Genomic DNA, 17,753 nt, shown 5'->3' on the forward strand with positions numbered 1-17,753 from the left:
TAGTGCCGCGCGCCTGCGAAGCCCCCCCTCGTCCGCCGGTGTCGGGTAGGGCCGCGCCACGCGCCCTCCAAAAAAATCACCCCGGCGGCCAGCTCAGCTTCCGCCCGCCGATGAGGTGCAGGTGCAGGTGCGGGACCGTCTGAAGCGCGTCCGGGCCGTTGTTGATCACCAGACGATACCCGCCCGCGAGCCCCTCCTGCTCCGCCACTTTCTTCGCCACGAGGTGCAGGTGTCCCACGAGCATCCGGTCTTCCTCCGTGAGGGCGTCGATTGACGGAATGGGTTTGCGGGGGATGACGAGCAGGTGGGTCGGGGCCTGCGGGTTGATGTCGCGAAAAGCGACGCTCCACTCGTCCTCATACACGATCTCCGCCGGAATCTCCCGGTCGGCGATTTTCTGAAAAAGCGTTTTCTCTTCCATAGCCTGTTTTTCTTTGATCCTATGATGGCCGCCAATATAGCGCAAAGTGGTTTAATTTCGACGGCGCCTTCGGACGCGCCCCCCTTCCCGTATGTTACCCCCGGCCGGGCATGCGAAAGAACAATCGCGCCCGCTTCTCGTCCCATTGTCCACCGTTCCCCCCGAGGGGGGCCATGGCGGCGGTTTTCATTGATCGTCGAAACATTTAATGTATACACACGATACAATCTCATCCTCTCCACCCGACTTCCGACGCTGATGCCCACGGTTTACGTCACCCGGAAAGTGCGTTTCAACGCGGCTCATCGCCTCCACAACCCGGAGCGTTCCGACGAATGGAATCGCGCCACGTTCGGCAAGTGTAACAATCCAAACTGGCACGGACACAACTATACGCTCGAAGTCACGGTGGCCGGTGAGCCGGATCCCGAGACGGGCTTCGTGATCGACCTGAGCCGGCTCAAGCGTCTGCTCGAAGAGAAGATCCTCTCGAAGTGCGACCACGCCAACTTGAACCTCGACGTGGACTTCATGCGCGGCCTCTTGCCTTCGACGGAGAACTTTGCCGTGGCCATCTGGGGCGAGCTGGTCGATGCGTTGCCTGCGGGGCGGCTCCACGCGGTCCGCCTGATCGAAACCGAAAACAACAGCGTCGAGTATCGCGGCGAATGACCCGCCCCTCGACTTTCACCACCGACTTTCCGAACCCGATGCGACCTTCCGACGAGCACGCCCTCAAGCGCCTGACACCCGACGAGATCAACGGCGCAGCCCCGGCCATGTATCAACGGCGCGAGATCTACTGTCCCGAATCCACGGAGACGATCGGCGACCACGTTCACGGCATTTTGAAAACGCTGGGGGAGGATCCGGAGCGGGAGGGCCTGAAGAAGACGCCGGAGCGCGTGGCCAAGGCCCTGCAGTTCCTCACGCAGGGCTATATGATGGACCCGCGCGAGATCCTCACGAGCGCGCTCTTCGAGGAGGCATACAATGAAATGATCCTCGTCCGGGACATCGAAGTGTACAGCCTGTGCGAACATCATATGCTCCCTTTCTTCGGGAAGGCGCACGTGGCCTACATTCCGAACGGAAAGATCGTCGGGTTGAGCAAGTTGCCGCGGGTGGTGGACGTGTTCGCGCGGCGGCTGCAGGTGCAGGAGCGGCTCACGCTTCAGATTCGCGACGCCATCGAGGAGGTGCTTCAGCCGCTCGGCGTGGCCGTGGTCATCGAGGCGACGCACCTGTGCATGGTCATGCGCGGCGTGCAAAAACAGCACTCGATGACCACCACGAGCGCCATGAGCGGCGAGTTTCTCCGCAACGCCACCACACGCGGCGAGTTCATGCGTCTGATCAACGGCCACGGCTGAGCCCACCGACCCCGAAAAGCGTATGCCCGTCATTCTCATCACCGGCGCGAGCCAGGGCATCGGCGCGGCGATGGCGGAGGCCTTCGCCGCCGAGCCGGAAGCCCGCCTGGCGCTCCTGGCCCGCAACCGTGCCCGCCTCGAAGGCGTGGCCGAGCGTTGCCGCCGCCTCGGCGCGAGCGCCGAGGTCTTCCCCTGCGACGTCACGAACGACGGCGCCGTAGCCGAGACCGCCCGGACGATCCTCGACCGATGGGGCGCGCCCGACGTGCTCGTCAACAACGCGGGCCGCTTCGAGCCCGGCGACGCCCTCGGCACCACCCCGGACGCCTTCCGCGCCCAGGTGGCCGTCAACCTGACGAGCGCCTTCGTGGTGACGCACGCCTTCCTCCCGGCGATGGTCGCGCGCGGCAGCGGACACCTCTTTTTCCTCGGCTCCGTCGCTTCGCTCAAAGCCTATCCCGGCGGGCTGGCCTATTGCGCCGCCAAGCACGGGGTGCTCGGGCTGGCCCGCGCCGTCCGAGAAGACACGAAGGACCGGGGCATCCGCGTGACCGCGCTCCTCCCCGGCGCGACCCTCACGCCGAGCTGGGATGGCGTCGATCTCCCGCAGGAGCGCTTCATGCCCCCCGAAGACGTCGCCCGCGCCGCCGTGGACGTCTATCGCCTCAGCGACCGCACCGTGGTCGAAGAACTCCTCCTCCGCCCCCGGCTCGGCGACCTCTGAGGCGCCTCGCCCGGCGGAACCCTCACGAACGGCGAAACGCGCGCACGTCCCGCACCTCCCATGCAACGGGGAGACGCCAGAGATTGCATCACAAAAGAGCCTTTTGGGCGTCTTTTCCGTATTTAAGGTTGAGCCTCCTCGAATACTCGCTCTCACGGAACACCTTTGATGCGACACCGCCTCGCCCCTATCGCCTACCTGATTCCCTGGTTCCTGGCCGTGTCGGCGGGCACGGGCGCAGGGTTGCTCGCGATGTTTCTGACGGGCGGCGAGCTTCCGGTCCGGCTACTGTCGTTCTGGTTCGCCGGAGCGATGGTCGCCACGGTCACGTTTATCGGCTACGCGCACCTTCGCCGCCCCCGTGAGCATCGCCCGTCTTCAAGGGAGCCGCGCGCATCTCGGCATGGCGCCTCTCACGCGCCGCAGCCGCCCGCCGGGAACCGGACCAGGGCCCGTCCCGAAGCAAAGCCGTCCGGTCGGGCATACTCTTTGATGTCCACGAGCGCGAAAGATTTACCCTAGCATGGTCCGCCGGTTTGTCATGAAAGGATCCCGCATCACCCGACATTATCTTTTCCCCTGGCTCGTGAGCGTCGGGGCCGGGGTTGCATTCGGCTCGGGCGTTGCCGGATGGATTGCCGGAAGCCCCGCCGGAGGCGCATTCTGGACGTGGTTGCTCCTTTTCTGGCTCATCGGAGGGGGGGCCGCCGCCGTATCCTTCATGCTTCTCGGACTGAGCCGTCTCTCCGCACGGGACGCCGGGCGGCCGGCCCTGCCCCGCGCGCATCCGGCTCCCAAACCGCTCTCGCCGCCGTTTGCCCCCGCGCCTCCGAGCCGGCGTCGCGCTGCCTGACCGAAACGCCGACCGATCGCGCGGCAGCCGTTTCCCCGTCGCTTCGGAAAGAACTTCTGACCGCAAACGAAAAAGGCGGTCCCGCCTCGACGGAACCGCCCTTTCTCTTTGCCGAAAAAGCGATCAGGCTTCCTGAAGGGCTTCCGCTTCGGCCACCACCTTCTCCTGCACGTGGCGCGGCATCGGCTCGTAGTGGCTGAAGGTGGCGCGGTGCAGGCCTCGGCCCTGCGTGAGCGAGCGAAGCGCCGTCGAATAACGGTACAGTTCCGCCTCCGGCACCTGGGCGACGATCTTCTGGAACGGCCCCTCCGACTCGATGCCCTGGATGCGGGCGCGCCGGGTGTTGAGGTCCCCCATCACGTCGCCGGTGTACGTGTCCGGCACGAGGACCTCGACGTTGTCGATGGGTTCGAGCAGCACGGGGTTCGCCTGCCGGAACGCCTCGCGGAAGCACATGCGCGCCGCCGTCTTGAAGGCATTCTCGTTCGAGTCCACCGAGTGCATCCCGCCGTCGTAGATGACCACGCGGATGTCGCCCACGGGATAGCCGGCGATGGGGCCTTTCTGAAGCGCCTCGGCCACCCCTTTCTGGATGGCTCCGAAAAACCGCCGCATGTCGATCACGCCGCCGACGATGGCGTCGATGAACTCGACCTTCGCCCCCCACGGCATCTCCATCTCCGCCTTCCCGCGCACACTGATGTCGGGATCGGGCACGAACGCTCCATCGAGCGGCTCGACGAGCATCGCGATGTCGGCAAACTGCCCCGCGCCGCCGGTCTGTTTCTTGTGCCGGTACTTGGCGCGCGCTTTCGTCTGCACCGTCTCGCGATAGGCCACCTTGGGCCGGGAGAACTCGATGTCCACGCCAAAGCGTGTTTTCATCCGATATCTGGCAATTTCCAGCTGCATCTCGCCCTGCCCGCCGATGACGATCTGACTCAGCAGCGGATCGTGGATGATCTGGAGCGACGGATCCTCGATGGCGATCTGCTGAAGGCCCTGCGCCAGCTTGTCCTCCTCGCCCTCCCGCGTCGGGGAGACGGCCACGCGATAGCGTGGTTCGGGAAACTCGATGGGTTTGATGACCACCCGGCTGCCTTTCTTGTGGAGCGTGTCGTTCGTGTGCGTGTGCCGCAGTTTGACGAGCGCGCCGATGTCGCCGGCGAGCATCCGCTCCACGGGCTCGCGGTCCCGCCCGTTGATGGCATAAAGTTGTCCGAGGCGTTCGATGTTGCCCGTCTGCGCGTTTTCGAGGTCGAGTCCCTGCCGGAGCGTGCCCGCATAGACGCGAAAGAAGGAATAATCGCCCACGTGCTGTTCGGCCATCGTGCGATAGATGAAGGCGACCGGATCGGCGTTCGGATCCGCAGGCGCCGGTTCTCCCTCGACCGTCTCGGCGGGGGGCATCTCGGCGGGCGCCGGGCACACGTTGTCGATGAAGCTCATCAACCGGGAAGCGCCGATGTTCTTCGTGGCGCTCGTCAGGAAGATGGGGAAGAGCTCACGCCGGAGCATGGCTTCGTGCAGCCCCTGCCGCATCTCGTCTTCGCTCAGTTCCCCTTTCTCGAAATACAACTCCATCAGGCTTTCGTCGTTCTCGGCGATGTTCTCGACGAGTTCGTTGTGAAGCGCTTCCGCCTCTTCGAGAAAATCCGGGGCAATGTCGCTAAACGAGGGTCTGCCTTTGTCATCGAAGGTGATCTGCTTCATCACCAGCACGTCGATGATGCTCCGCGTACCGCTGCCGCCGGGCAACTGCACCACCGTCGCGCCGCGCCCGAAGCGGTCCTGGATCTGCGCGACGACGGAACGAAAATCGACCTTGTCCTTGTCCAGGTGGTTGATGATGAACATGGCGGGCTTCTGAAGGTCTTCGCCGGAGCGCCAGGCCAGCTCCGTGCCCACCTGCACCCCTTCCGCCGCATTGATGACGTACAGCGCGGTGTCGGCCACCTTGAGCGCCGCGATCACCTCACCGATGAAATCGGGATATCCCGGGGTATCGAGGATGTTGATCTTGTGCCCTTTCCACTCCGCATGCAAAAGCGAGGTGAAGACGGACATCTGCCGCTCTTTCTCGCTCGGGTGATAATCGCTGACGGTATTCCCCTCCTCGATTGCCCCCATGCGCTGCAAAGCGCCGCTGGCATAGAGCATCGCCTCGGCCAGCATCGTCTTCCCGCTTCCTTGATGACCCACCAGGGCTATGTTCCGGATGTGATCTGCATCGTAGACATTCATAAGCGCCACTCCTCGTTTGACCGCACCGGGCGGTGAATTTCAACATGCCACGGAAAAAATCGCCACTCGGCTCCTGTGCCGGGAGCCGGTGGCGTCTCCATCAAAGTGCCGTGCCTACCCTGCACGGAGCACCCAGAACCCGAAGGGTTTTCAATTCGTGTAAAATACGTTCGAATGAGAAATAGTCAAGAAGTCGGGCCGCCGGCAACGGCATCAAATCCTGACCTTCTTCATTATTTTGTAATTTGAGCAGTGTTCCGGAAGGCGGGGTTCGATTCGCCGCCGGCGCGCGTCCCGCCCGCTCATCCTTTCCGCTGCGATGCCCGCTCCCCTGCTTGCCATAGAAACCGCCACCGACGTATGCGGCGTGGCGCTGATGGAAGACGCGCGCGTGACGGTGACGCTGACGCTGGCGCGCCCGCGCAGGCACGCCGAGCAACTCGTCTCACTGATCCGCGATGCGCTCCGGTACGGAGGCCTCGAAGCCGGCGCGCTCGGCGCGGTGGCCGTCTCGATGGGGCCCGGCTCGTACACGGGCCTGCGCATCGGCGTGAGCACGGCCAAGGGACTGGCGCTGGCCGTGGGCGCGCAGCTCGTGGGCGTGCCCACACTCGAAGCCCTCGCCGCGACGGCGATCCCGGCCGCCGACCCCGGCGACGTCGTCTGCGCCGCCTTCAACGCCCGCCGCGACGAGGTGTACGCCGCCGCCTTCCGCGTCGGCACGGACGCCGGGCTGACGCCCCTAGCCGAGACGACGGCCCTCCCCACACGCGATCTTCCGACGTGGTTGCCCGTACAAACCGCCGGACGGCTCTGGCTCGTCGGTGAAGGCGCGCCGGCGAGCGCCGAGACCCTCGCGCCGACGTGGGGCGCCCGGCTGCGCACGCTCCCGCCCGACGCCTTCCCGCCCGACGCCGCCGCCGTCGCCCGCCTCGGGCACGACCGCCTCGCGCGTGGCGAAACGGAAGATGTCGGCGCCTTCGAGCCGTTTTACCTCAAGGCGTTCGTCGCCCGTCGCAACACCCGCTCGGCCTTCGAACGTCTTCCCTTTTAGCCGCCCGAAGCCGTGCGCTTCCAGGGCTCATCCGCAACCCGTTTCCCCACGCGCCGCAAGGCAACCGACCCAAGGTAAACCGACATGGCCTGGTTCAAACGAAAAGGCGCCGGCATCCGCACCAACCGAGAAGGACAGAACGAGACGCCGGAAGGGCAATGGATCAAATGCCCGGACTGCAAGGAAATCATCAACCGGCGCGCGCTGGAAGAACATTTCAAGGTGTGCCCGAAGTGCGGCTATCATTTTCGACTCGACAGCCTGGGCTACTTCCGGCTGCTCTACGACGAGGGCCGCTTCGAACTCTTCGACGAGGAACTCCTCTCCACCGACGCGCTCTCCTTCGTCGATCGCAAGCCGTACGACGTCCGCCTGCACGAGTCGCGCCGCAAAACCGGTCTGCACGACGCGGCCCGAGCGGCGATGGGCGACATCGAAGGCCGTCGCGTCTCCACGGCCGCGCTCGACTTCTCCTTCATCGGCGGGTCGATGGGGTCGGTGGTGGGCGAGGTGGTGGCCCGGAGCATCAAACGGGCGTACACGGAAGGAACGCCGCTGATCGTGATCTCGCAGAGCGGCGGCGCGCGCATGATGGAAGGCGCGTTGAGCCTCATGCAGATGGCCAAAACCAGCGCCCACCTCACCCGCCTGGCCGAATGCGGCCTGCCCTACATCTCACTCATGACCAACCCCACCACGGGCGGCGTAACGGCCTCCTTCGCCATGCTCGGCGACTTCAACCTCGCCGAACCGAAGGCCCTCATCGGCTTCGCCGGCCCCCGCGTCATCCGCGAAACGATGGGGCAGGACCTCCCGGAAGGGTTTCAGCGCTCGGAGTTCCTTCAGGAGAAAGGCTTCGTAGACTTCATCGTGGACCGCCGCGAACTCCGGAAAGCGGTCGCCCACCTGCTCGACCTCGTGGCGCATTGACGCGCCGCCCCACGATCCTGCGCAAATGTAAAATGCCCGGCCTCTTTCGAGACCGGGCATTTGTACAGCTACTGGATAGACATCACCCTTTAAGAGGCCTAAAGTAGCTCACCCGATGCGAATTTAGCCCCGACGCGCCTCCACCGCTCCTCCCCTTCGACCAAACGCGCCCTTCTTTCGACGAACGACATTTTTCCATAGACGAACGGCATCACGCAACGCTTTCGCGCCCTTTCAATTGCGCCGGAGTTCCTCTTGCCAGTTCGCCAGCTTCCGCTCACCCGCCACGGTCGAATGGATGAGTTCGAAATCACCGAAGCCGTTTCGGTCGGCGAAAATGAACTGCGCCTGTCCTTCACCGGGAATGTTGTTGTACTCCCAGACCTCATACGGGCGCACACCCCGATCGAAGAGATGCGGCTCGATGTTCGAAGGCAGACCATATTTGATCAAGATGCGCCCCCGGTCGGTTTCCCACCCCTCCGTGTTCCGGCTGGTGTACCGGTCGTTGGCATACTGCACCCGCTGGTAGAACTCGTCCTTGTACTCATTGGTCGGAGTCGAGGGGTTCGGGTCGCGCTTGTTCCAGAAGTTCATCAGGAAATGCTGCCGGGCTTCAAGCTCCCTGAGTTTTTTGATCCGTTGCCGCTCCTGCTCGGAGGCGATGAGGTCGATGTGCCGGAGGGCCTGCTCCACTTCTTCCTCGGACATGGAAGCATACGGGCTGTTCTCGAAGGCCACCTCCAGAGCCGGCGGCGCGGCGCGCTTCACCCCCGGGTTATAGACGAAGAATTTGCGGGACTGCTCGGCGAGCGCCTCGTTCGCATCGTTGAGCAAGGCAATGCGCAGGAAATAGGATCCGCTCGGAAGGTTGCTCACGTCGAACTGCCCCACGATCACGTCCGGCGAGCGCACGGGACGGCGGGTGCGCTGCTCCATCCCCGGCAACGGCTGCGGAAGGTTCACCTCGGCGACGTAGACGAGCAGCGTGTATGCGTCCGCTTCGACGACGGCCTCGCTGAGGTGATACGTCTCGGCATAATAGAAGAGACGCGAGAGACCGTTGCCGAAGAGCTGGTTGGCGTTCGGACGAACGATGAGACCGTTTTTATAGAAAAGGTTGCTCCGATCAGAGCTCGGCCGAATGTCCGTGGCGAGCGTCAGGTCGGAGATGCCGACGAGGTTCGGGTTCGAGAAGTCGGGGATGACGGCGTCCCGGCGAAGCGTCAGGGCCGCGCGCCGGGAGGCCGCGTCGGCGGGGATCGCCACGTCGAGCACATACTCTCCCGGCGGCACGACGGCCCGCACCTGATGAATGAACCGTTGACCGGGAACGATGCTGCTCGTATCCGGCACCACGAACTCGAGCGCGATGGAATCCTGCCAGACGGGATCCTCCGGCGTGCCGGGCAGGCCGGGCACGGTGCTTCGCATCAGGGCCAGGTCCACCGGCAAACGCGCGCGGTAACCGACCTCCTCTTTCGCATACGTCAGGCTCGAGGCCTCAAAGGCCAGATAAACCTCCATCAGGGATTGCTGATCGTCGAAGGCAAATGCGGCGTAATCGACATCCATCTGGATGGGCAGCGTGTCCTGTCCGTAGGCCGCCGTGGCAACGGCAAAGCATGCGGTGAGCAGCAGACGGTAACGGGCTGTCGGTTTCATCATCATCATCTATCGTATCGTAGGCCGGCGGGCCTGGGCTCGCCCTCTGTTTTCAAACTAAATCTATGTTCGAAGCGCCCCGCGTCAACGGTAATTCTCCATACCCTGAGGCGAAGTCCGGAAGGCGTCATACGGCAGGGGTGCGATTGCGTTTCCCCTCCATGCGCCGGAGCGCGTCCCCTTCGTAATATGTAGCAGCGCCTCCCGGAGATCCCGCGGGCGCCGCCGGCAGCCCCCGGCTCACGACAGCCACGCCCAGAGCGCCGTCACGGCGGGCCAGCCTACGATGGCGTCGATCAGGAAGCCGGAGAACAGAGACGCCTTCGCGGGCGTGCGCAGGACCGCGCCCGTCATCAGAAGCGGTCCGACGGCGTCGAGGAGGAGCAGGCGCGGCCCCCCGAAGCTCCACACGGCAATGCCCGCTCCCATCGCCGCCAGCAACGCCGAGGCCGCCCCCAAGGCACGCCACCGCCGCCCTGGCCATTCACTGGCCAGGCTCCGCAGACCCGCGGCGCGGTCTCCCTGCCGGTCTGCCCAGTCCGCCAGAAGCACGTTGGGCAGGATAAAGAGCACGCGATAGAGCACGGCGCCCCCCACTACGACCGTGAGCGATCCGCCGGCCTCGACCACGGGCAGGACCACACTTCCCGCCCCCCATGCCAGTGCGATGAAGAACGGTTTGAACGGTCCCAGATCTTTGAGCCGTCGCCGCCCGGGCAGAAGCGGCGCCACGTGAAGCACCCCGAGACTGCCCACGGCGCTTCCCCACAGCAGCGTGGCCGGGCGCAGCTCCGGAAGCATCGCCAGCCCTGCCGCCGCCGCCGCCAGAGCTCCTCCCCACGCATAGCCGCGATGCCGACGCGCCCACGCCACGCGTCCCGGGCGGTTGACCGCGTCTTCCGCCGAAGGCCAGAGAAGGCGATCCGTCTGATACACCAGAAACGTTCCGCAGAAAGCGAGCGTGAGCAACGGCGCGCTCGGGGATACCCCGAAGAGGGCGTACGTCCCCAGCATCAGCCCCACCGCGATCAGCCCCTCCGACACGTTCGAATACAGGACGGCCTCCCCAGGGAACGCCCCCGGGCCCCCTTCCCCGCCCTCAAGGTATGCGTCCTCCGGCATGCCGCGGCCTCCTTTTACGCATAAAGTATTAAAATAATTATCCTTACGATACATCAGGCTTTCTCGCCCTCCACCACTTGTCCCTCCGCTTCACCGCCCTGCTCGAACACAAAGCTTTCATTCATATATACTTGTGTAATTTCCATCGATTCCTGCGCTCCGGGAATCCCCTGATGCCACGCCTGTTCGGAGAAAGGATCCTTCGCTCCCCAAAAAGCCGAATTTCTCGCGGAAAGGCTTGGGTATGGGGAATCCGGGCGGTGTAGTATGCGCATAAGCCCGGCGGCGGAAAATGCACCTCCCTGAAAGGGGAGGGTCCTCCGTTCGACACGGTATGTATAATCCGCGTAAATTTCGGCCTTCTTTCTCCAATTCGCTTGACATTTAGGTCATTCGCGGGAGAAATTAGCCTGTACTTCTACCCACTCGCCTCCATGCATAGAGGCTGCGCCCACGTCGGTATCGTTCCGGCGGTCCCGCTTTCTTCAGCAAGCAAATCTTTTCGGCCCCTTCTCGGATGGAGGAGGGATCGTTCGTTCTTTCTTTTCGCTCGTGCGCCTGCGCGCGCACCCGCACGGGAAAGGCCTTCTGTTCTTTCGTCTGTTTCATCAACCGAAAACGCACGCTCAACATAACTTTTCGTCCTATTTCACCAACGCTAAGGAGACTCCATGAGACTGCTACAACGCCTTGGCAAGTTTGGCTTTTTGCTTCTGCTCACGTTTACCGTGGGTACGACGGCTTATGGCCAGACTTGTGACTACTACCTCAACGTCACCGACGGCTCCGACCTCAACGACGGCCTCACGCCCACGACGGCGTGGCAATCGTTTGAGAATGCCTGGAACAATGCTTCCGACGGCTCGACGGTTTGCACCGCCGCCGGTGAGTACTTCCAATCGGATGACAACGACGGTATCTTTCTGGCCGACCTCGGCAAGAGCGTTACCTTCGCCATCGACACCTTCGCCAGCAACGACGAGCTCCGCTTCCCGGAGAAGAGCTTCGAGGTCGCGGCGGGCACGGGCAACAGCGTCACCATCACCGGTGGCACGGCGACCAGCCCGACCGTCTACTTCGGCGACGGCTTCGTCAATGACCCGGCCAACTTCCCCGGCAACCAGGGCTTCCTGGACACGATCACGATCACGTCCGGGACGTTCTCGATCGACGTGCCGACGACGATCGACGACCTCGTCGTGACGATCAACCGTGACACGGAAGGCTCGTTCGACGTCACGCCGACGTATGCGACGGCCAACCGCACCATCACCATTACCGGTGACGACACGGTCGATGCCGGCGGCGAACTGCCGACGGACCTGGCCGCGGGCACGCTGACCATCAACACGACTGCCGGCACGTACACGAGCTCGGCGGCCCACACCCTGGACGACGGCGGTATGCTGATGCTCACCGGAACGGGCGACGCCACGTTCTCGTCGGTCTTCACCGTCTCCTCCGCGGGCGGGGCGATGATCATGAACACGAACTCGGGCACGCTGGCCTTTGACGGCGGGCTCGTGGTGGATGCTTCGGCCGACCTCGGCGCCATCGTCGACAACCAGGCCGACGGCGCCATCTCGGCTTCGAGCACGACGTTCAACCACGTCGGCGCCACGAACGGAACGGCCGGCGACAACGACTTCACCGGCACGATCCTCAACAGCGGCACCGGCACGGTCACCACGGGCGTGCTCTCGGACGTCGGCAACGGCGACCCCGACCGCGTGCTCGTGTCCACGGACAATGCCACGACGGGCACGTTCAACGTCGGCGGCGCCTCGGCCTCTACCGTGGGCGGCGACCTGACCAACAACGGCACCTACACCCTCTGGGGCGACCTCATGCTCGAGGGTGACCTCACCAACGTCGTCGGTTCCACCGTCGACACCGGCAGCTACACCCTCTCCCTCGACGGAACCGGCACCTATGCCAACGCCGGCGACATCACGGGCTCGGGTACGGTCGACCTCCTCGACACCGCCACGGTGGACGTGGACGGCGTCGGCGGCGGCACGGGCGGCGCCCTCCCGAACGTCACCGTCACCGACGGCGACGCCACGGTGGATGCCAGCCAGATCACCGGCACCGTCACGATCAACTCCAGCGGCACGCATAGCGTCAACTCCGCCGGAAGCATCAACGGCGACCTCGTGGTCAACGGCGCCGCCAGCGTGACGACCGTCACGACGGCCTCGGGCATCGACGGCAACGTCGACGTCACCGGAGGCGCAACGCTTGACGTGAACGGCCCCGACGTGGGCGGCACGACGAGCGTGGCCTCGGGCATGACGACCTTCAACGGCACCACGACCTTCGGCGGCGACGTCTCGACGAGCGGCGGCGGCGCCATCACCTTCAACGGTCTCGCCGGCACCACCGTCTCGGGCAACCTGACCGTGAGCGGCACCGGCACGGTGACCAACACCGCCGGCACCTCGCTGACCATCACCGGGATGTTCGACCTCACGGACGGCACCTTCATGATGGGCGACGACGTCTCCGTCTCGGGCGCCTTCATGCAGGTCGAGCCCAGCACGTTCGACTTCGGCGGCGCCAACACGCTGAGCCTGCAAGGCGACTTCACGCGCACCGGCGGCACGGTCATCCGCTCCACCGGCATGCTCAGCTTCATCGGCCAGGGCGACCAGATCTTCCAGGGTGGACCCAACTTCACGGTCTACAACGCGGAGATCCAGGGCCTCGGCACGCACGTGATCTTCGAAGACGGCTCCCTCGAAGTGGAGAACGACTTCACCATCGGCATCAACGCCAGCATGGATCTCGGCGATCGCCTCATCCGCCTGATCGGCCTCACGTCGACGATGCTCAATGACGGCACGTACACGTCCGGCCCCGACGGCAAGGTGATCTTCGCCGGTCCCGCCGGCGCTGCCCAGACGATGGAAGGCAACGGCCTCTACGGCAACATCGAGATTTCGCAGGCGGCTGACGATCAGAACGTCACCATCAACGCGATCAACCTCGAGATCACGCAGTCGGGTACGCTCACCTTCCTCGTGGGCGGCATCGACCTCAACGGCCAGGCCTTCGACCTCAGCACGACCAACGGCATGCCGATGATTCGCCGCAACCTGGCGAACCAGGTCGGCCCCGACATCCGTCCGGACGGCAGCGACGGTGGCTTCTTCACCGGAGCGGGCACGTTCAACACGTCGGGCACGGCCTACGACCTCGAGTACTTCGGCGACCAGAGCGCCGTGGCGCAGACCGGCACGGAATGGGACGATTCCTTCGTGAATGACGTCACCGTTGCGACCACCAGTTTTGCCACGCAGCTCGATGCCGACCACTCGTTCGCCGGCAACCTGACCGTCAATAGCGGCTCGGACCTCGACATGAACGGCTGGACGCTGACCTCGACCGGCACGGACGTGGCGCACAGCGTCGCGGGCGCCGTCTCGGGCACTGCGAGCTTCGACATCAACGGCTCGGGCTCGATCAGCGGCAGCGGTACGGTCAGCACGCTGACGGTCAACTCCAGCGACACGTTCGACATCAACACGCTGGCGGCCATCGGCAACCTGAACGTCACCACGGGCACCGTGAGCGTTGGTCTCGACACCGACACCGCCGATGATCCCGACACCGCCGGCGACATCGACAACTACAGCCAGACCGGCGGCGACGTCAGCCTCACGACGTCCATCGACATCGGCGAAAACGCGGGCGCCGGCACGTTCAACGTGACCGCCGGCACGTTTGCCGGTGGCGACTACGACGTCAACCTGTACAACGCCGACCTGACGTCCGATTCCCCGGCCGAGTTCAACGGTGATGGAAGCGGCTACTTCAACTTCCTCACCGCCGGCACCATCAACAATGACGTCGACGGCGACTTCGTCGATGCCAAGTTGCCTCGCCTGATGGTAGACGCGGGCGCCGGCAACACGGTGACCCTCCTCGGCTACTCCGGCGTCACGGATCGCCTCACCCATACGACGGGCGACATCGACCTCAACGGTCAGACGTTCCGTCACAATGGGACCGAGTGGAACTACGTCGCCGGCGCCGGTGGGTACGGCACGGTTGGCACGTTCTCCGTCAACGACGGCCTCACGGCCAACCTCGAGCAGGACGTCACGCTGCCGAGCCTGCGCAAGAACGCATCGGGCACCTTCACCCTGACGGGCGACGCCTCGACGGTGGAAGTGACCACGCTCTTCACGATGAACGACGGCACGGTCGACCAGGGCGGCATCGACATCCTGCTGACCAATGCCGGAACGGCGTTCGACTACAACGCCGGTTCGTTCATGTCCTCCGGCGGCGAATTCATCTTCGACGCGGGCACGGCGCAGACCTTCACCTTTGCGGACGGTCTCGACATCCCGTACCTGCGGATCGAAAATGACGTCACTGCCGACGGCGACGCGGGCACCGAGGTGTTCAACGTCTCGGGCATGTTCACCTTCGGTGAAAACACCAGCAACCTGCTCTTCGCCGACGCCGATGGCAACATCTCCTTCTCGGCTGATGCCATCATCGTGCGCGATGGCGACGGCACGATCCAGGATGCCACGGTTCCCGAACCGCAGACGCCGATCTTCCCGGATGACGGGTGGGTGGACGTGCATTACCTGGCCGCCGTCACCACGGACACCGAGCTTCCGGGCGATCCCGATGACCTCGGCGCGCTGGTGATCGATCCGGGCGCAGGCGACGTCGTGCTCGACAAAGCCGCGACGGCCAACGAAGGCGTCGATCTCATGACCGGCAACCTGAACACGACCGATACGGAAACGCTGACCATCGCGGACGGCGGCTACGTCAATCGCTCGCAGGGCACCGTCAATGACGATAACGGCAACAACATCTCGGACGCGGAAGACGGAACCGGCGACGGCTCCAACCTCCAGGGCACGAGCTGGACGCTGACGTACGACATCAGTGGCGGCGGCTACATGACGCAGTCGGGTGAGTATCCGGACGGCGTCGACATCGCCCTGAACGTGAACGGTAGCGACAACACCCTGACGCTGCACGCCTCGCGGAACGCAACCATGCTGGATGTCTCTCTCAGTGAGACGTTCGCTGACGCCAACCCCGCGCTCGACCTCAACGGGTCCGACCTGACGGTCTCCGGTGATGCCAGCATCAGCGAGACCCTTGACCCGAACTCGACCAACACGGTCGGCACCCTGGTCAATTTCCTGAATGACCTCGGCTCCACGCTGACGGTCGACGGGAATCTGACGGTCAATTCGGATGCGGCCATCGGCTCGGACTTCGGATTCGGCGCGGTCGATATTGTCAACGTCAATGTAGGTGGCGATACCATCCTCGACGGCGACTATAACGGCGGCACGATCGACGTGAACGGCAACACCACCCTCGGCGGCACCCTGAGCGGCACGCTCGTGGCGGCCGGCGATGTGGAAGTGACGACCGGCGTTCTCGGCGCCGCTGCGATCACGTTTGATGGGTTCCAGCAGATGTTTACCCTCAACGGCAGCATCTTCCCCGACACCATCACGCTCGACCAGACGCCTGACGCGGACGGCAACACGCCCTGGGTCATGTTGGACGACTCGCGCTCGGACGTGATCACGATCGGGACCATGCTGAACCTCTGGGGCGGTCTGTTGATCACCGGCGAAGGCAACAGCATCTTGCTGCCCACGCCGTTTGCTGCCCAGGGTTATTCGCGAATGGTTGACGAAGGCGAACTGAGCCACGTGGTTGGCAACGTTTCGATCTTCGTTCCGGCTGGCACCCCCGGCGGCGCCTTCCCGGGCAATGGACGCTTTGAATACCCGGTTGGCAGTATGGACGCCTACCGTTTCGCCGCCATCACGTTTGAGGACAGCGACCCGGCCATTACGAACGCCACCATCACGGTGAATCACGTGGATGAGCGTCCGGCTGGTTTCTCTGGCTTCCCGATCGGCGAAATCAAGGGAACGGCCAACTTCTACTGGCTGATCACCTCGTCCACTGGTTTCGGGGCATCCCAGACGTTCGGCCTCGAACTCGAAGGCGACGGTTTCACGAACTTCGATGATGTTCAGAACATTCGAATCGTGCGCCGCCTCGATGGCGATGTGACCAACCAGTGGGTGCTTCAGGAAGGCACGTACGACAACTTCGCAACGACGCCTCCAAACAACGATCCGCTCGTTCGTGTAACCAGCACGCAAGGTGGTCTCGTGTCGCAGGGAGCGCTCTTCAGCTTCGGTGTCAACGACGCCACGGGGCTGAGCTTCCTGCAGGTGATTCATGCGGCAGCAAGCACCGACTTCAGCGATGTCGACGTCTACATCGACGGCGTGCTGTCGTTGGATGACCTGACTTATCGCGAAGCCACGTCGCTTATCGCGGTTGACATTGCCAGCAAGGGCACCGGCAGTACGGCCACCTTCGCCATTGATGTCGCCCCGAGCAGCAGTTCCAGCTCGGCGGATGCCTTCCTTTCGGCGGATCTCGAACTGACGGAGAATCAGAGCAACGTCGCCGTCGTGCTTGATGACGGAGCAGGCAATGCCGAACTGGTCGTCGCTACGGACGTCGAGACGGTCGCTTCCGACCCGACGCTCGTGGACGTTGCGCTGTTGCACGGTATCTCTGATGCCGGCGCGCTCGACGTTCGCCTCTTCGAGGGTATCTCGGGCCAGGGTCCGCTGATCCTCGAAAACGTTGACTTCGGCGAAAGCTCGGACGGCTACATGGCCGTGGACGCGGGCCTCCACACGCTGGAGTTCCTGCCGACCGGCACGACCGACCAGACCTTCGCGACCTCCGTTGACATGACCGGGTTGGAAGGAGAAGCCGTGATGGCCATCGCCCACGGTCTCCTCAATCCGCCGGTCGGTCAGAGCGGCTCGCGGGGCGCCAACGTGATGGTCGTCCAGCTCGACGGCACGGTTCGCCTCGGCACGGTCGTCACGGCCAACGAGGAGGAAGTTGCCGAGATCCCGACCGAGTTCGCGCTCGAAGGCAACTACCCGAACCCGTTCAACCCTTCCACGACGATCCAGTTTGATCTGCCGGAGACCGCCGAGGTCACCATCCAGGTCATCGACATGCTGGGTCGCCAGGTGCTGACGGTGCCGCGTCAGACCATGCAGGCCGGCGCCAATCGCACGGTTCAGATCAATGCGATCAACCTTGCTTCCGGCACCTACCTCTACCGTCTGACGGCCTCTGCGCCGAACCAGACCTGGGTCAGCACGGGCACGATGACGCTCCTCAAGTAAGCGTCTTCAGCTCACGCTGAACGGTAAAAGAAAAGCCCCGGCGTCTTCACGACGTCGGGGCTTTTTCTTGGGCCGGAGCACGCCATGCTCGGAGAAAGAAAGGCCCCGGCATCTCACGACGCCGGGGCCTTTTCATATCATCGAGAC

Annotated in this window: 11 protein-coding genes; 7 read left to right on the forward strand and 4 right to left on the reverse strand. The window is 64.1% G+C overall.

The genetic code is table 11. The features are described 5' to 3' along the window. Positions 1 to 76: 76 nt before the first annotated feature. Positions 77 to 421 carry a histidine triad nucleotide-binding protein gene (locus AC1HIY_RS03480; protein ID WP_479575315.1) on the reverse strand — a complete coding sequence of 115 codons (345 nt, stop codon included), beginning with the start codon at positions 419 to 421 and terminating at the stop codon, positions 77 to 79. 258 nt (positions 422 to 679) lie between these two features. On the opposite strand from AC1HIY_RS03480, the gene AC1HIY_RS03485 reads away from it, so the two are divergent. The 4 genes from AC1HIY_RS03485 (at position 680) to AC1HIY_RS03500 (ending at position 3,371) form a co-directional block, all read left to right on the forward strand. After that, positions 680 to 1,093, forward strand: a complete 414-nt coding sequence (locus tag AC1HIY_RS03485) for a 6-carboxytetrahydropterin synthase (RefSeq protein ID WP_479575316.1) — start codon at positions 680 to 682, stop codon at positions 1,091 to 1,093. Positions 1,094 to 1,200: 107 nt separating this feature from the next. Then, positions 1,201 to 1,794, forward strand: a complete 594-nt coding sequence (gene folE / locus AC1HIY_RS03490; RefSeq protein ID WP_479575357.1) for a GTP cyclohydrolase I FolE — start codon at positions 1,201 to 1,203, stop codon at positions 1,792 to 1,794. 22 nt (positions 1,795 to 1,816) lie between these two features. Further along, positions 1,817 to 2,518, forward strand: a complete 702-nt coding sequence (locus AC1HIY_RS03495) for an SDR family oxidoreductase (RefSeq protein ID WP_479575317.1) — start codon at positions 1,817 to 1,819, stop codon at positions 2,516 to 2,518. Between the two features lie 541 nt (positions 2,519 to 3,059). Then, the gene (locus AC1HIY_RS03500; protein WP_479575318.1) at positions 3,060 to 3,371 is read left to right on the forward strand and encodes a hypothetical protein; all 312 of its coding nucleotides are present in this window, start codon (positions 3,060 to 3,062) and stop codon (positions 3,369 to 3,371) included. 123 nt (positions 3,372 to 3,494) lie between these two features. On the opposite strand, the gene fusA is transcribed toward AC1HIY_RS03500, so the two are convergent. After that, entirely contained in the window at positions 3,495 to 5,615 is a 2,121-nt protein-coding gene (fusA, locus tag AC1HIY_RS03505) for an elongation factor G (protein WP_479575319.1), read from the reverse strand. Positions 5,616 to 5,934: 319 nt separating this feature from the next. On the opposite strand from fusA, the gene tsaB reads away from it, so the two are divergent. Next, positions 5,935 to 6,669, forward strand: coding sequence for a tRNA (adenosine(37)-N6)-threonylcarbamoyltransferase complex dimerization subunit type 1 TsaB (gene tsaB / locus AC1HIY_RS03510; protein WP_479575320.1), 735 nt, complete (start codon positions 5,935 to 5,937; stop codon positions 6,667 to 6,669). A gap of 84 nt (positions 6,670 to 6,753) precedes the next feature. After that, positions 6,754 to 7,599, forward strand: coding sequence for an acetyl-CoA carboxylase, carboxyltransferase subunit beta (gene accD, locus AC1HIY_RS03515; RefSeq protein WP_479575321.1), 846 nt, complete (start codon positions 6,754 to 6,756; stop codon positions 7,597 to 7,599). A 234-nt stretch (positions 7,600 to 7,833) separates the two neighbouring features. Here the strand turns inward: accD and AC1HIY_RS03520 are convergent, their stop codons facing one another. Next, positions 7,834 to 9,267, reverse strand: a complete 1,434-nt coding sequence (locus AC1HIY_RS03520; RefSeq protein ID WP_479575322.1) for a GWxTD domain-containing protein — start codon at positions 9,265 to 9,267, stop codon at positions 7,834 to 7,836. A gap of 237 nt (positions 9,268 to 9,504) precedes the next feature. Beyond that, a complete protein-coding gene (locus tag AC1HIY_RS03525; RefSeq protein WP_479575323.1) occupies positions 9,505 to 10,386 on the reverse strand; it encodes a UbiA prenyltransferase family protein in 882 nt (293 codons plus the stop codon). A gap of 671 nt (positions 10,387 to 11,057) precedes the next feature. Between AC1HIY_RS03525 and AC1HIY_RS03530 the strand changes: the two genes are divergently transcribed. Then, a complete protein-coding gene (locus tag AC1HIY_RS03530) occupies positions 11,058 to 17,606 on the forward strand; it encodes a T9SS type A sorting domain-containing protein (protein ID WP_479575324.1) in 6,549 nt (2,182 codons plus the stop codon). Positions 17,607 to 17,753 lie beyond the last annotated feature (147 nt).

This window comes from Rhodocaloribacter sp., assembly GCF_056451265.1.

Coding starts and splice junctions, on each gene's coding strand:
- tsaB (WP_479575320.1), top strand. CDS start 5,935: ATGCCCGCTCCCCTGCTTGCCATAGAAACCGCCACCGACGTATGCGGC.
- AC1HIY_RS03520 (WP_479575322.1), bottom strand. CDS start 9,267: ATGATGAAACCGACAGCCCGTTACCGTCTGCTGCTCACCGCATGCTTT.
- folE (WP_479575357.1), top strand. CDS start 1,201: ATGTATCAACGGCGCGAGATCTACTGTCCCGAATCCACGGAGACGATC.
- AC1HIY_RS03525 (WP_479575323.1), bottom strand. CDS start 10,386: ATGCCGGAGGACGCATACCTTGAGGGCGGGGAAGGGGGCCCGGGGGCG.
- AC1HIY_RS03485 (WP_479575316.1), top strand. CDS start 680: ATGCCCACGGTTTACGTCACCCGGAAAGTGCGTTTCAACGCGGCTCAT.
- AC1HIY_RS03495 (WP_479575317.1), top strand. CDS start 1,817: ATGCCCGTCATTCTCATCACCGGCGCGAGCCAGGGCATCGGCGCGGCG.
- accD (WP_479575321.1), top strand. CDS start 6,754: ATGGCCTGGTTCAAACGAAAAGGCGCCGGCATCCGCACCAACCGAGAA.
- AC1HIY_RS03480 (WP_479575315.1), bottom strand. CDS start 421: ATGGAAGAGAAAACGCTTTTTCAGAAAATCGCCGACCGGGAGATTCCG.
- fusA (WP_479575319.1), bottom strand. CDS start 5,615: ATGAATGTCTACGATGCAGATCACATCCGGAACATAGCCCTGGTGGGT.
- AC1HIY_RS03500 (WP_479575318.1), top strand. CDS start 3,060: ATGAAAGGATCCCGCATCACCCGACATTATCTTTTCCCCTGGCTCGTG.
- AC1HIY_RS03530 (WP_479575324.1), top strand. CDS start 11,058: ATGAGACTGCTACAACGCCTTGGCAAGTTTGGCTTTTTGCTTCTGCTC.